Annotated in this window: 11 protein-coding genes; all 11 read right to left on the reverse strand. The window is 59.9% G+C overall.

Going from position 1 to position 14,138, the window contains the following annotated elements; all coding sequences use genetic code 11:
- Positions 1-1,131 precede the first annotated feature (1,131 nt).
- The 11 genes from EN969_RS02835 to ccoN all read right to left on the reverse strand — a co-directional run bounded on the left by EN969_RS02835 (position 1,132) and on the right by ccoN (position 14,052).
- Positions 1,132-3,033: an EAL domain-containing protein gene (locus tag EN969_RS02835; RefSeq protein WP_082826564.1), complete on the reverse strand. Its 1,902-nt coding sequence runs from the start codon at positions 3,031-3,033 to the stop codon at positions 1,132-1,134.
- A 175-nt stretch (positions 3,034-3,208) separates the two neighbouring features.
- A complete protein-coding gene (gene ubiM, locus EN969_RS02840; RefSeq protein WP_024502870.1) occupies positions 3,209-4,390 on the reverse strand; it encodes a 5-demethoxyubiquinol-8 5-hydroxylase UbiM in 1,182 nt (393 codons plus the stop codon).
- Positions 4,391-4,670: 280 nt separating this feature from the next.
- Complete coding sequence (locus EN969_RS02845) at positions 4,671-5,288, reverse strand: hypothetical protein (RefSeq protein ID WP_063169219.1); 618 nt, start codon at positions 5,286-5,288, stop codon at positions 4,671-4,673.
- Positions 5,289-6,016: 728 nt separating this feature from the next.
- A complete protein-coding gene (gene ccoS, locus EN969_RS02850; RefSeq protein WP_081714250.1) occupies positions 6,017-6,172 on the reverse strand; it encodes a cbb3-type cytochrome oxidase assembly protein CcoS in 156 nt (51 codons plus the stop codon).
- Positions 6,173-6,177: 5 nt separating this feature from the next.
- Positions 6,178-8,457, reverse strand: a complete 2,280-nt coding sequence (locus tag EN969_RS02855; protein WP_063169220.1) for a cation-translocating P-type ATPase — start codon at positions 8,455-8,457, stop codon at positions 6,178-6,180.
- A complete protein-coding gene (locus EN969_RS02860; RefSeq protein ID WP_063169221.1) occupies positions 8,454-8,951 on the reverse strand; it encodes a FixH family protein in 498 nt (165 codons plus the stop codon). The genes EN969_RS02855 and EN969_RS02860 overlap by 4 nt, the downstream gene beginning before the upstream one ends.
- Positions 8,948-10,507, reverse strand: coding sequence for a cytochrome c oxidase accessory protein CcoG (gene ccoG, locus EN969_RS02865; RefSeq protein ID WP_063169222.1), 1,560 nt, complete (start codon positions 10,505-10,507; stop codon positions 8,948-8,950). The genes EN969_RS02860 and ccoG overlap by 4 nt, the downstream gene beginning before the upstream one ends.
- A 167-nt stretch (positions 10,508-10,674) precedes the next feature.
- Positions 10,675-11,538 carry a cytochrome-c oxidase, cbb3-type subunit III gene (ccoP, locus tag EN969_RS02870; RefSeq protein WP_063169223.1) on the reverse strand — a complete coding sequence of 288 codons (864 nt, stop codon included), beginning with the start codon at positions 11,536-11,538 and terminating at the stop codon, positions 10,675-10,677.
- A gap of 2 nt (positions 11,539-11,540) precedes the next feature.
- Positions 11,541-11,690 carry a cbb3-type cytochrome c oxidase subunit 3 gene (locus EN969_RS02875; protein ID WP_024502864.1) on the reverse strand — a complete coding sequence of 50 codons (150 nt, stop codon included), beginning with the start codon at positions 11,688-11,690 and terminating at the stop codon, positions 11,541-11,543.
- Between the two features lie 11 nt (positions 11,691-11,701).
- On the reverse strand, positions 11,702-12,433 hold the full coding sequence (gene ccoO / locus EN969_RS02880; protein WP_063169224.1) for a cytochrome-c oxidase, cbb3-type subunit II: 732 nt from the start codon (positions 12,431-12,433) through the stop codon (positions 11,702-11,704).
- Entirely contained in the window at positions 12,433-14,052 is a 1,620-nt protein-coding gene (ccoN, locus tag EN969_RS02885; RefSeq protein WP_063169225.1) for a cytochrome-c oxidase, cbb3-type subunit I, read from the reverse strand. Before ccoN ends, ccoO begins: the two co-directional genes overlap by 1 nt.
- Positions 14,053-14,138: the final 86 nt, after the last annotated feature.

A 14,138-nucleotide genomic window follows, 5' to 3' on the forward strand; every position in this document is an offset into this window, starting at 1 on the left:
ACCTATGCCTGATCGACGAACCTAAAGTGCTCACGAAGCTTGACCGGTACGCGGGCCATCGGAGGGTTCTGCCTAAAACCGCCAAAAATTTTGAAACACCCATTCATCCGGCTCGAATTCAAAGGGATCGGCGATTTTTGGGTTATGGCTTGCAAGCATAGTTCAGCCCAGACAAGAACGCCTGATATCTTGTCGTGCACTGTCACCCTGCCAAATATGGTGCCGGCGACAACGGCAGTTTGGCGAGCAGAAGAATTCCCGAGACTGAGACGTTCTACGGCTTGGCCCATGTTCGCGCTCCTCCTCGATTGGAGACAGGATGGGCCATATGGAAGCGAATAAAAGGAGGTTGGTGACGAGTCTCGGTAGTGGAGTAGAAACGGGTGGAAAAGCTTGCGCTATTCGCCATCGGCGCCGCTAAGCGCATTTGAGAGAAGGGGCAGCGATCGCCAAGAGATGACGTCCGATCGCAAGCCGGCTAGAAATGCGACAGTGACGCGCCTTTTTTGGCACGACCTTAGCACCCGATCGGGCCTCAGCTGGTCGTCGTTGCGCAGCCGATCGGGTGCGATTTTTATAAAGCTCTCTTGGCTTTAGCTTTGAGAGCCCGTCATCGAGACAAATGCAAGGGAACGGTCCGCCCCCTGGGGACATTCGACATGCCGTGGCAGCTTCCTATGGTGAGCCAGCGCATTCCGATACACGTTTTCCGCGCTCTACCGTTGCTCCAGCACCTGTGCTGAGGCTGAGCGCTTGATCAGGACCCGACCGCTGCTGTTGCGGGATGGTGACTGGGTTGAGGTCGCGAAGACCTTGACCGCGGGTACGTTGTTCATCCCGATGAGCGCTGAGCCGAGAAGCAGCCAAGAACGCTTCCCGTAATCGAATCCTACGGGAACCGCGAAACCAGCGTCCAAAGGACGCAATTCTCCGACGTCGTTCACTCAAGCTCATCTCGCAACTTGAACGCTTGTATGAAGCCGCTGCATGTGCGCCGGTGGACCGGATTGCTGCTATCCAAACCACGTGCTCAGTTTCGCCCCCGTAATAACTCTACCGTCCGAAACGGCTTTCGCGCGTCAGGTCCACCCCACATGAAAGTTCCGCGAGCAGCACGGACGGAGAGGCCGGTCACAACTCCTTCGCGTGCTCTTTTACTACCGAATCAAGTGCCAAATGGAGAGGCACTGCCTTAGAGAACAGGAAGCCCTGCGCGGTTCTGCAGCCAAGCTTGTACAGAGTTTGCCGATCTGCCTCTGTTTCAACGCCCTCGGCCATGACCTCGATCCCGAGCGTCCTACCAAGATCAATCACCGCTTTGACAAGCAGCCGATTCTCCCGGGACTTGGCTAAGCCGCGAACGAAGCCCTGATCTATTTTCACCTTCCTGATCCGACTGTCCTTGAGCGATGCCAACGTCGAAAAACCGGTGCCGAAGTCATCGAGCGCGATAGAAATGCCAGCATGTGAAAGCCGGGCGAGCTTTTCATCCACTCTGTCCGGATCCACTGGGGCTTCTTCGGTAATCTCGATGTCGAACATCGTTGCAGGGAGGTCTTTTGCCGCCAGACCATTAAGAATCATCTCGTCAATATCGCCAGCTTCCAACTCGCACGGTGAAACATTCATCGCCACACGAACATCACGACGGTCAGCTTTGACCAAGCCCTCGATAAGAGCGCAACAGTCGGCGAATACCGTTTGAGTTAGCAGCTGAAGCATTCCAGTTTCGCGTGCCGCTGTCATGATCTCGGGCGGAGAAATGGGACCGTGAAGCGGGTGAGACCATCTTAGCAAGGCTTCAAAACTGACGACGGCTTCAGTTTCGAGTCTTACGATTGGCTGAAACCAAGCGACCAAGCTTCTCATCGTTATCGCCGAATGAAGATCGCGTTCGATTGACTGGCGGCGTTGCAACTCCCGGGCTAGCTCGGCATCGAACAGACAAAATTCATTCCTGCCGCGGCGCTTAGCTGTGTAAAGGGCGATGTCGGCCCGCAACAACATTTCCGTTAGTCCGGGGTTTTCAGCCAAGTAGATTCCTATAGACGCTCCAATGCGGACTGATGCGATCCCAGGATAGGGGCGAGCAAGCTTGGCTATGAGATTGGACGCGAGATTGGTGGGAGAAGGAGAATTCTTTCGCGAAGAAAAAACCAGCACGAATTCATCCCCACCGATGCGGGCGAGCGTTGAGCCCTCCGGTGCTTCTTCCTCTATTCGGCGGGCGATCCTGGCAAGCAGCTCGTCACCCGTTCTGTGACCGTAGGTATCGTTGACAGATTTGAACCCGTCCAGATCAATCAGCATGGCCACAAAGGGTCCATCGGTGTTCTCAAACTGATCGATTGCATGTTCGAGGCCCCGCCTGTTGAGGAGCGCGGTAAGATGGTCCTCCCTGGAATTGCGCTCCATTTCCGCGGCAAGCCGCTCGGCTTGATGTCTCAGGCGGCTCGCGTCACGGAAGCGCGCTTGTCCAACGAACGAGGATCGAACCAGGCCGCCCTCGAAAAGCAGGACGGCAAAAGCCAGAATGTAGTTTTCCGGGGCTCCCTTCGTCAGCAAACATGCGGCGGCAATGAGGAGTGGCGGTGTGATGAAGCATATCGCTGCCGCAGCATATGAGCTGCCGTACGTGACCGCGCCAGCTGAAATGCCCGCCAGAATTATTAGATGCAGCGATGCTTGAGACGTCGTGTATCCAGCCGTTAGGACGGCAAGGAATGACCAGGTGAATCCCGCCAGAAGAGCAAGCCTGCCAAACCAGCGAAGCCGCAGCCAAACCCGTGTCAGATCATCCTGGACTCCGGGTTCCTTCAGCTGATGACGGGCGAGTGCAAGGCGGGCGGCATTTATCGCATTAACGACCGAAAACCAGGCCGCGCCAGCAAGACCGTTCCCGGAAAGGGCCTGCACGGTCAAAATCAGCCCGGACAGCACAATGCTTATCGGCATTGAGACGAAAAGGCCTGCCCTCAGATCAGCGAGCTGGTCCTGAAGGATTCTCGCCTCCAGCGGATCTTCTTTTTCCAAGGCTGGACGGGTCAGCTTGCTTACTCCTGCTTGTCCGCAGCCTATGCAGCCCCCCTGAAGGACGGGTTAATTCTTCAATCGGAGATCAGCGTCGGGGAGCAGGATTACTCCGGTGCATCATGCACTCTCTCATCGCTCGCCCAGCACGCGCAAAAATGCGACTGCTGGTGCAGTATCACCGCTGGAGCTCCGCCGAAATCCCATGCCGGACAAGGGGAACATGTTGGGCAAAGCGAAGCCCCAGATGCCTTGCAAGCCGTGCCGCCAGGTGGTCTCTGGAGTAGAGTCCAACCAATATGTTCGTTGCATGGTAGAGCGGCGCCGCCGACAGGCGCAGCCGCCTTTCGTATATATGCAGCATGTCGGGGTCGCCAACATTGCGGCCGTCGCGGCACGCAGTCATGATTCCACGGGCGAGTTGCTTCTGGCTGCTGAGACCGATGTTGAATCCGTGAGCGGTCACCGGGTGCATGCCGATGGCAGCGTCGCCGATGAGTGCGGCGCTCGGCGCCCGGAATTTGTGCGCCCAGGTCGTGACCAGCGGATAGGTGTGGCGCTTGCTTGCCAAGGTCATTTTTCCAAGGCGCCCTCGACACCGTTTCGTCAACTCCGACAGGAACAAATCATCATCGAAGGCAAGCAGTCTATAGGCCTCGTTTGAGCGCAATGTGAGCAGCAGCGACGACATGCCCTCCGCGAGGGGCAATATCGCTATCGTCTGATGGTGATCGAACCATTCGATGGCGATCTGGTGGTGGGCGCGCTCGTGCCTCACTCGGCAAATCAGCATCGAGTGGCCAAGCCGGTTGATATCGGCGCCGATGCCTAGCAGATCACGCGTGGCGGACAAACGCGAATCCGCGGCAACAACCAGCCGAGCAGTTAAACGCGCGCCATTAGAGAGCGTTACGACTGCTCCTTCTTGGCTGTTTGTTGCATCGACGACCGAGTGGCCGCACAACAGCCGGGCGCGATCCTGCAAGCGGACGATTTTGAACAGCGCCTCGCGGATCCGGCAATTTGGAACCAAAACCCCCAGCGGTTCTCCAGAGTTGCTGGGAGGATCGAAACGAAGAGCGAATGCGCTCGAGCCGTTGAGCACGCGCGCGCCTTGAAGTGCTGATTTGTCCGAAGCCGGGATGACATCCCAGGCGCCGAGCTCGCGAAGGGTTCTGATCGAAGCGTTGGTCAGCGCGATTTCGCGACCATCGAAAGCCGGATTCGCCAGACTATCGAATGTGTTCTGTTCAACAACTGCCACCTTGAGTTCGCTTTGGGCAAGCGACGCAGCGAACGAAAGGCCGACCGGGCCGGCTCCAACGACAACGATGTCAAAATTATCGTCAGAGCCCATCAGCGTGCCGCCATCCGGTCGCCTATCCTCGTGTAACGGTGGAACTGAGCCGAGTGACATGAGCTCCGTGCCCGCCGCATTGCCTAAAGGCGCTGGGCCGGGAGATTCGCATCGATCGGCAACGAAGCACTCAAAGCGCTCAGAGGTGGATGCGGCTAACCGATCCCGCCCTTTCGCCGCGCAGCCGCGCAGATCGCCGCCAGCAAGCGAGACACTCGCGACGCTGGTCAGCGACGGCCGCGCCGCATCGATCGCCACATTCCACCTGGAACCCTTGCGCATACTACTCACGCTCCACGACGTCGAAGCGGGCTCTCTTGCGAGGGTGAGGGTATCGAACGTAGCGCTCTCTCTCGTCATCCCAGCCAAGGTAGCGGAAACTTTTATCCACGACCGCGCATATCTCATCAAGAACCTGCTGCATGGCTTCGATGTCGATGTCCTTGCAATTCAGTCGCCGATAGAGCAAAGCCCACGCGGCGACATAGTCGTCGAAATAGCGCGCGTCACTCGAACCAATGATCAACTTCGGACGGTTGATCGATTTCGAAAACGCACGTCCCAACCCCGATGATGCTCCGCAGCACGTTGACATCACGAGGATCTTCGGCGCTGGATGCGAGCCCTGGAACATTTTTACGAAGTCAGCCCAAAGAAGGCCACTTCGCCCACTGGACGAAGCGATCCCGTCACCATTGCCGTGCCCGGCGATGTGAAGCACGTCGCACTCCGCCTCCATCGCTCGTACTACAGCCTCACCAAATTTCGTTCGGTTCAACGCCATTTGGAGCTCCGCGCGGATGTTGACAGCCTTTAACAAGTGCTGCACGATCGGTCCCTCTTGCCTGTCGGCGAAGTAGTCATTTGCATTGTGGCAGTCGATGATGTGTACGGTGTTCATGGTACTCCAGCCGCTTGTTCGTTCATCGTCGTGACGAGCGGACACCACGCGCGCGGAACCGCGTGACGTGCGCTGGGTTCCGGTACCGTCGCATAGCCTCAAGGCGCGGGCCGGGAATCGGGATGGATCGGCAACGACGCACACAACCCATCAAAGGCGAAAGCTGTTGATCGGCCCCCTGTCCGCGCAAGCCACGCGGATGGTCAGCCAGCAAGCGAGATACACACGACGCCGGTCAGCTAATGGCTGCGCCGTAAGCACAAGGCATGGCCGACCACACGACAGAAAACCCAGAACCGTGAAGGTGCTGATAATGACGACCAATCTTTCCGTAAGTCATGCATTTCTCCGTCGAAGACTGGTCAATAGACCACGCCGATGAGTATGACCCTGATCTGGATCAGCCAGACATGACCAATCGGCACTGGCGGTTCACGGTCAGGTGATCGACCGTGACGTTCCACTTTGGAACCCGTGCGCACATTGCCAAGCTCTCGTCCGGCCACGCGAGGTACTCTCGTGGCATCACACGCCTCATACTGGGTGCAATGGGAGGCAGTCCTTCGCACGACAGAGGCTTTTCACAAATGTAGTGTGCAGCTTAGGTCAAGATGGTCATGGAGCATGGAGCATGGAGCATGGAGCATGGAGCATGGACAGCTTGTTCCCGACCGAGCCGGCTCGACTGACGAGCGCGATCCGCGCATCTTATGCACAGCGGATTGAAATCAGCGTTCCGGTTTGTCGTCCCGATCAATTAGTATCCGCTCGGCGGCTCCGTCGAGATCTTCGTATTGACCGCTTCGCAATGCCCAGACGAAGCCGGACACACCCAGTGCACCCAGAAAAAGGGCCACTGGTATGAGATAGAGCAACGTCGTCACGAGGATTATGCCGAATAGCTGACTGCGGAGCGTCCGACTTTTTGAATAACTTGCAGCGTCGCATTCGCCCCGAAGCCGTGCAAGCGCAATGCGTTTCCAATAACAAGCACCGATGAGGCAGACATGGCAATCGCCGCTAACAAAGGCGTGGCGTGGCCCAGGATGGCGATCGGCACGGCGACGGCATTGTAGACGATCGCAATCGCGATGTTCTGGCGGATCAGGTGTCCCGCCTTGCGCGAGACGTCCAGCGCGAGAGGCACTGCCAGAAGGCTTTCGCGCAGGAATACGAAGTCGGCGGCATTGCGGCCAATGTCGGCGGCGGTGGCCGGAGCGATCGAGACATGCGCCGCGCTCAGCGCCGGCGTGTCGTTGAGGCCGTCGCCAACCATCAGAACCTTGTGTCCGTCTTTCGCCAGGGTCTCGATGCGCTCGACCTTGCCCGACGGCAGCAGGCACGGAACGAAGTCCTCGACACCCAGCATTCTTGCAACTTCACCGCAGGCACCTGCGGTATCGCCCGACAGCATTTGCATCGACACCCCAGTATCGTTCAATCGCTTGATCGCCGCCGCCGCGTCGGCGCGCAGCGCATCCTCGAAATCGAAGGTCGCGACAATGAACCCGTCTTTTGTCAGCACCGTTCCGCCATAGCCATGGTTGCCTTCACCACCGGTCCGGGCCTTCCATCCAGCCCATCCGCGTCGACCCAGCCGCCAGATGCTTCCGGCGACAGTGGCTTCGATCCCGAACCCCGGATGCTCTGTGACGGCATCGAATTTGTGTTGCCCGCCAGGAGCGGCAAAGCCGGTTATGGCCTTTGAAAACGGGTGACGCGAGTGCGCGGCCATGTCTGCCGCGATTGCCAGCATGGCCGGATCGATCGACGATGCATTGAGGAGCCGGGGTTGTCCGAGCGTGAGCGTTCCGGTCTTGTCGAACACTGCGTTATCAATCGTCGCCAGGCGCTCCATGGCCGAACCGTCCTTGACCATGATGCCGTTCTCGAACAGACGCCGCGCGGCGACCACCTGAACGATCGGTACGGCGAGGCCGAGCGCGCACGGGCAGGTGATGATCAGAACGGCAATGGCGATCGTCATCGCCCGGTGCCAGTCGCCCGTCGCCGCCATCCAACCCAGGAATGTCACGAAGGCGGTGAGATGAACCACGGGCGCGTAGAGTGCCGACACGCGATCAGCGATGCGGCGATAGTGCGCGCGACCGCCCTCTGCGGCTTCCATCAGCCGAACCATTTCGGCGAGGAACGAATCCTTCGCGGCGGCGGTCGCCTCGATCGTCAGCGGGCCGGTAAGATTGAGCACGCCGGCCTGCACGGCTTCGCCCGGCGCCACGTTTTTCGGCGCGCTTTCGCCTGAGGCCAGCGAGCAGTCGAGATCAGACGCTCCGTGGATGATCTTGCCGTCGACGGGGATCCTTTCACCGGCCGCGATCAGCAGCTGCATCCCCGGTTCGATCTCGCCAACCGGCAGATAGTCGCGCGCGCCATCGCCGCGCAGCACCATGGCGCCGCGTGCGGCCAGCTGCGACAGGCCTTTCACCGCGGTGCGGGCACGTTCGCGCATCACGTGATCCAGCGTCCTGCCGATCAAAAGGAAAAAAAGCAGCGAAACCGACGCGTCGAAATAGGCGTGGTCGCCATGGTTGATCGTCTCATAGAGGCTCATGGCGTAAGCGAGCGACACTCCGACCGCGATCGGCACGTCCATGTTCATGCGGCCGTGGCGCAGTGCATTCCAGGCCGAGCGGAAGAAGATGCCGCCGGCGAAGGCGAGCGCTGGGATGGCGATCAATGCGGAGACCCAGTGAAACAGGTCGCGGGTAGCCCCTTCGGCCCCGGACCAGACAGAGACCGAAAGCAGCATGATATTGCCCGCCGCGAACCCGGCAACCGCGACGGCGCGGATCAACTCCGAAAGCGTCCTGTCCTTTTCATCAATCTCGGGGGCGAAGAGATGCGCCTGGTAGCCGAGCCGTCCAAGCGCGGCGACGAACGGTGGAACCTCGTCGCCACGCCAGCGGACCGAGACCCGTTTCGTCGACAGGTTGACGCGGGCGCTCTCGACGCGATCGAGCGTTCCCAACGCCGTCTCGATCGTCTGGATACAAGCTGCGCAATGAACGCTCGGCACCGAAAGATCGGTTTGGCGGAGATCATCTCCAAGCGATCGGCTCGCCAGCCTGATCTCTTGACTAGACGGCAGGACCGACGTGGTGCTGCCCAGATCAAGCGCCATTTCGGCGCCCGGTGCACAACAACTCATTTCAGCGCTCCATGGGAAATCATGATCCTGCGGACTTCGCGGTAGGGCTCGGCCAGACCGGCGTCAGCGTCGACTTCGACGATCCAGACGCCATCCTTCGGCATGTGCTGGGCTGCGAATTCCTGGCCGGAGGCGAGGGCGAGGTTGACCGCCTTGTCCTCTTTCTCGTAGGCGGGATGGCGAAACAGCACCTTGACGCCATGCAAGGCAATCGGCTTGCCGACGGCGTCGGTAAGGCTATAGCGGACCTCGCCCCATGCGATGGTCAGCTTGCCGGTCCAGCCGAGCGCTGCCTGCGCCCGCCCCTCCTCGGCCTTCTTGTTGAACTGCTGGCTCGCCACATAGGTGTTTTCGACGACAAGGCCGGTCCAGCTCGTGTTGGCGAGCGTTGCCATCGTCAGATTGACCGCGATGACCACCCCGAAAAAGGCTAGGATGATGGCCAGCATGTGCCTGCCGGTGAATACGCGGGGTTTTTCAGCGTTAGCGGTCATCTGGCAGTCTCCGGCGCGTTGAAGGTGGCGGTGTATTCGTCCGCCTCGAAGCTCGCCTTGTCCTCGACACGGAACTTGAAGGTCTGCGCTGTGCCCTGGATTTGATCCGCCGGCTGGCGCACGAAGACCTTCAGCATTTTCAGGCGGTCGGGTTCGACCGGAATGGCAAAAGAACGGCCTTCCGGGATGTCGTCGCCGACCACGCTCATCTCGGCGCCCTGCAAGCCTTGAATCGCGACAACGATCGTCCTTGGCTCGGGGATCATGTTGAGCAGCTTGACGGTGTAGCCGTTGCGGATCGAGCCGTCGGACAGCGTGACAAATTGCGGATTGCGATCATGCAGCACGTTGACTTCGAGCCGATCGCGCGTCAGCAGCGAATAGAGCAGACCCAGGCCGATCAGCGACCAGATACCCATGTAGACGTAGGTGCGTGGCCGAAAGATCTTGCGGATATGGAAATGCGCCACCTTGTCGGAGAACAGGCCATCAGCGGTCCTGACCTGCGACGGGTTGACTGAACTGGAGCCGCCCGCGGTCGCCAGCATCATGTTGGCGTTGTAGTCGGACAGTGTCGCATAGGAGATCAGCCCGCGCTCCTTGCCGAGCTTGTCCATGACCCCGTCGCAGGCGTCTATGCACAGCGCGCAGGTGATGCATTCCATCTGCTGGCCATCGCGGATGTCGATCCCCATCGGGCAGACCGCGACGCAGGCATTGCAGTCGACGCAGTCACCGACCGGCAGCCCTGCGGCAAGGACCTTCTTGGCGTGGCGAGAACGCGGTTCGCCGCGCCAGTCATTGTAGGTGACGGTGAGAGAACTTTCGTCGAGCATCGCTGCCTGGATGCGCGGCCATGGGCACATGTAGGTGCAGACCTGCTCGCGCATCAGACCGCCGAACGTGTAGGTGGTAGCCGTCAGCACGGCGACAGTGATGTAGGCGACGGGTGGCGCGGTGCCGGTGAAGAGTTCGCCAACCAGCGTCGGCGCATCGGCAAAATAGAAAATCCAGGCGCCGCCGGTCGCCGCACCGATGACCAGCCAGACGGCGTGCTTCGATAAGCGCAGCATCAGCTTGCGGGCGGTCCAGGGGCCTGCATCGAGTTTCATGCGAGCGTTACGGTCGCCCTCTATCGCACGTTCGACGACGAGGAACAGATCGACCCACACCGTCTGAGGGCATGCATAGCCGCACCAGGCACGGCCGACAGTCGAGGTGATCAGGAAAAGACCGACGCCCGCCATGACCAGGAGGCCGGCCACATAGAAGAATTCCTGGGGCCATATCTCGATGAAGAAGAAGTAGAAGCGCCGGTTCGCGAGATCGAGCAGGACTGCCTGGTCCGGGGCAAATGGACCGCGAGCCCAAGGCAGCCACGCAGCCAGGTAATAGATGCCAAGTGTGATCGTCATCACCAGCCATTTGAAGCGACGAAAGTTGCCCGAGGCGCGCTTCGGAAAGATCTTTTGACGCGCGGCATAAAGCGGCTTGCGGGTTTTGGCGGAATTGACAGTTTCTGTTTCGAGCCCTGTCAACTGCGTCTTGTCACGCATGTGCAACTCCACTTTCCCAGCCAATGTCAGGGGCACCTGTCGTAAAGCCTCGCCGTAGGATAGCCTTGCCGGGTTGTGCAGATCGCATTAGGGATGGTGTCGAGGCCCGGCTCACGCCGGGCCTCGTCCGCTTGGCAGGGGGGACCGAAGAATAGGACCTTCCATTCCTATTCTCCGCCGCCAAGCGAATGGACATAAACTGCAAGTTCCTTGACCTTGATCTCGCCGAGACGGCCAACCCAGGCCGGCATGACGCCCTGTTTTGGCGCACGGACCTGTGCGGCGATGGCTGTCTCACCGGATCCATAGAGCCAGATCGCATCGGTCAGGTCGGGGGCGCCGAATTCCCTGTTGCCTTTTGCATTGTCGCCGTGACAGGCCACGCAATTCTCGGCAAAGACCTTGGCGCCGGGTTGGATCAGACTTGCATCGCGGACCTTGCCGGAAAGGCTGGCCACGTAGGCGCTGACTTGTGCGATCTGGTCGGCGGTAATGATGTCGCCGAAGGCCGGCATTTCCGACAGGCGCGTGTCCGGATCGGATGCGAAGCGGATGCCGTGCGTAATCGTCTGCTGGATCTGCTCGGCCTTGCCGCCCCACAGCCAGTCGTCGTCGTTGAGATTGGGAAAGCCCTTGGAACCCTGGGCGCCGGAGCCATGACATTGTACGCAATTGACCTTGAAAGCGGCGCCACCGGCGGCGATTGCGAATTCGCGCAGGCCGTCGTCCGCGGCGATTTCCGAGACGCTCTTGGACTCCACCGCCGAGATATATTTGCCCTTGGCGGCCTCAGCCGCGGTCAGCTCGTTCCTGACCTCGTTGCGGCTGGAATAGCCGAGCACACCCGTTGTCGCCGAGTGCAACAGAGGCCATGCTGGATAGGCAATGGTGTAGCCTATCGCCCAGACAATGGTGACGTAAAAAGTGATAACCCACCATCTGGGAAGCGGGTTGTTCAGCTCCCGGATACCATCCCATTCGTGGCCGGTGGTCGAGACGCCAGAGATTTCATCGATATGCTCGTCGCTCATGATCACTCGTCCTCGAGCGGAATGCGGGCCGCTTCGTCGGCCAGCCTTCGGCTGCCGGGGCGTAGGGCAAAGGCGATGCACCCCACGAAGAACAGCGCCATCGCAACCAGGCCCCAGCTGTCGGCAAACGCCCGCATCAAATTGTAGGTCATCAGCGTTCTCCTCAGCGGTAGCCGGCGGCTTCGTCGTAATTTTTGAAGTCGACCAGTGTGCCAAGCATCTGCAGGTAGGCGAGCAGGGCATCCATTTCGGTGACCTGTTGCGGGTTGCCGTCGAAGTCGCCGATCTTGGCTTTTGGGTAACGCGCCTCAAGGCCTGATGTGTCGGCATTGGGATCGGCCTGCGCCGCCAGATCCGCATTGGCGTGGGCGATCATGTCATCGGTGTAAGGGACGGCTACAAGCCTGTTGGCGACCAGATGCGTCGAGAAATCCTTCACGTCGATCGGCGTGTCTTTCAGGAACCCATAGCTCGGCATGATCGATTCCGGCACCACCGAGCGCGGGTCGGTAAGATGCGCGACATGCCATGCATTCGAGTAGCGGTCGCCAACTCTGGCGAGATCCGGCCCGGTGCGCTTCGATCCCCACTGGAAGGGGTGATCGTACATGGACTCGGCAGCCAGGCTGTAGTGGCCATAGCGCTCAACTTCGTCGCGGAACGGCCTGATCATCTGGCTATGACAGAGGTAGCAGCCCTCGCGCATATAGATGTTGCGCCCGACAAGTTCGAGCGGCGAATAGGGGCGCATGCCTTCCACCTTCTCGATCGTGTTGTCGAGATAGAAGAGAGGCGCGATCTCGACGATGCCGCCGACCGTCACCACGAGCAGCGAGCCAACGAGAAGAAGCGTGGCGTTCTTCTCGATGATTGCGTGTTTGTCCATCAAGCCCATTACCTGGCTCCTGATCGCGCAGGTCGGATGGCGACGGGGCTCGGCATCGGCTCCTCCTCGCGCTGGTGGCCGAGGATGGTCCTGGTGATGTTCCAGGCCATGATCAGGGCGCCGGAGAGGTACATGGCGCCGCCGATGGCGCGCAGGACATAGTAGGGGTGCATGGCGGCGACGGTTTCGGCGAAGGAGTAGACCAGGAAGCCCTGCTCGCCATATTCGCGCCACATCAGGCCCTGCATGATGCCGGACACCCACATCACCGCGGCGTAGACGACGATCCCGAGTGTCGCCAGCCAGAAGTGCCAGGTGACGAGCCTCAGCGAGTAGAGCCGTTGACGGTTCCAGAGCTTCGGGACCATGTAGTAGATCGCGCCGAACGAGATCATGCCGACCCAGCCGAGCGCACCCGAATGGACGTGCCCGATGGTCCAGTCGGTATAATGCGACAGCGAATTGACCGCCCGGATCGCCATGATGGGGCCTTCGAAGGTCGACATGCCATAGAAGGCGACGGCCATCACCATCATGCGGATGATCGGATCGGTGCGCAGCTTGTCCCAGGCGCCGGACAGCGTCATCAGGCCGTTGATCATGCCGCCCCAGGACGGCATCCACAGCATGATCGAGAACACCATGCCGAGCGTCTGCGCCCAATCGGGCAAGGCGGTGTAGTGCAGGTGATGCGGCCCGGCCCAGATGTAGAGAAAGATGATAGCCCAGAAATGGACGATCGACAGCCGGTACGAATAGACTGGCCGGTTCGCCTGCTTGGGCACGAAATAATACATCATGCCGAGGAAGCCGGCGGTGAGAAAGAAGCCGACCGCGTTGTGGCCGTACCACCATTGCGTCAAGGCGTCCTGGACCCCTGAAAAGGCGGAGTAGCTCTTGGAGCCCGGGAACGAGACTGGTATGGACAGGTTGTTGACCACATGCAGCATCGCGATGGTCACGATGAACGACAGGTAGAACCAGTTGGCCACGTAGATATGCGGTTCCTTGCGCTTCAGGATCGTGCCAAGGAACAGAATGAGGTAGGCGACCCAGACGATGGTCAGCCAGACATCCACATACCATTCGGGTTCGGCGTACTCGCGGCCCTCGGTGATGCCGAGCAGGTAGCCGGTCGCGGCCATGACGATGAACAGCTGGTAGCCCCAGAAGACGAACCAGGCGAGATCACGGCCGAAGAGGCGCGCGCGGCAGGTGCGCTGCACGACATACAGAGACGTGCAAAGCAGCGCGTTGCCGCCGAAGGCGAAAACGACACCGGATGTGTGCAACGGCCGCAAACGACCGAAATTGAACCAGGGCTGGATGTTGAGATCGGGGTAGGCGAGCTGCAGCGCGATCACCACGCCGACCAGCATGCCGACGACACCCCAGAACACGGTGGCGATCGCGCCGTAGCGGATCGGACCATCCATGTAAGCGGATGGGTCAATCGGAGCTGCTGGCCTGAACTCCGTGTTGCGCAACAGGATCGCAGTGAAACCAGCCACTGCGAAGAACAACACCCACATGTGTCGGCGGAAAGGTTCATCCACGCCGAAGCCGGCGGCCACCAGGGCCGCAAAAGCGAACACGCTTAGAAGGACGATCTCTGTGCCGAATTTCATTGCAGATCCCGATCTCGAATCTGGTGGATGCCAAATCCGCAGCGCACTAATCGCGCAGCCGCCGCCCCCTCGCCCTGATCTATGTC

The organism is Mesorhizobium sp. M7A.F.Ca.CA.003.01.2.1 (assembly GCF_003998945.1).
Classification (GTDB): Bacteria; Pseudomonadota; Alphaproteobacteria; order Rhizobiales; family Rhizobiaceae; genus Mesorhizobium; species Mesorhizobium ciceri.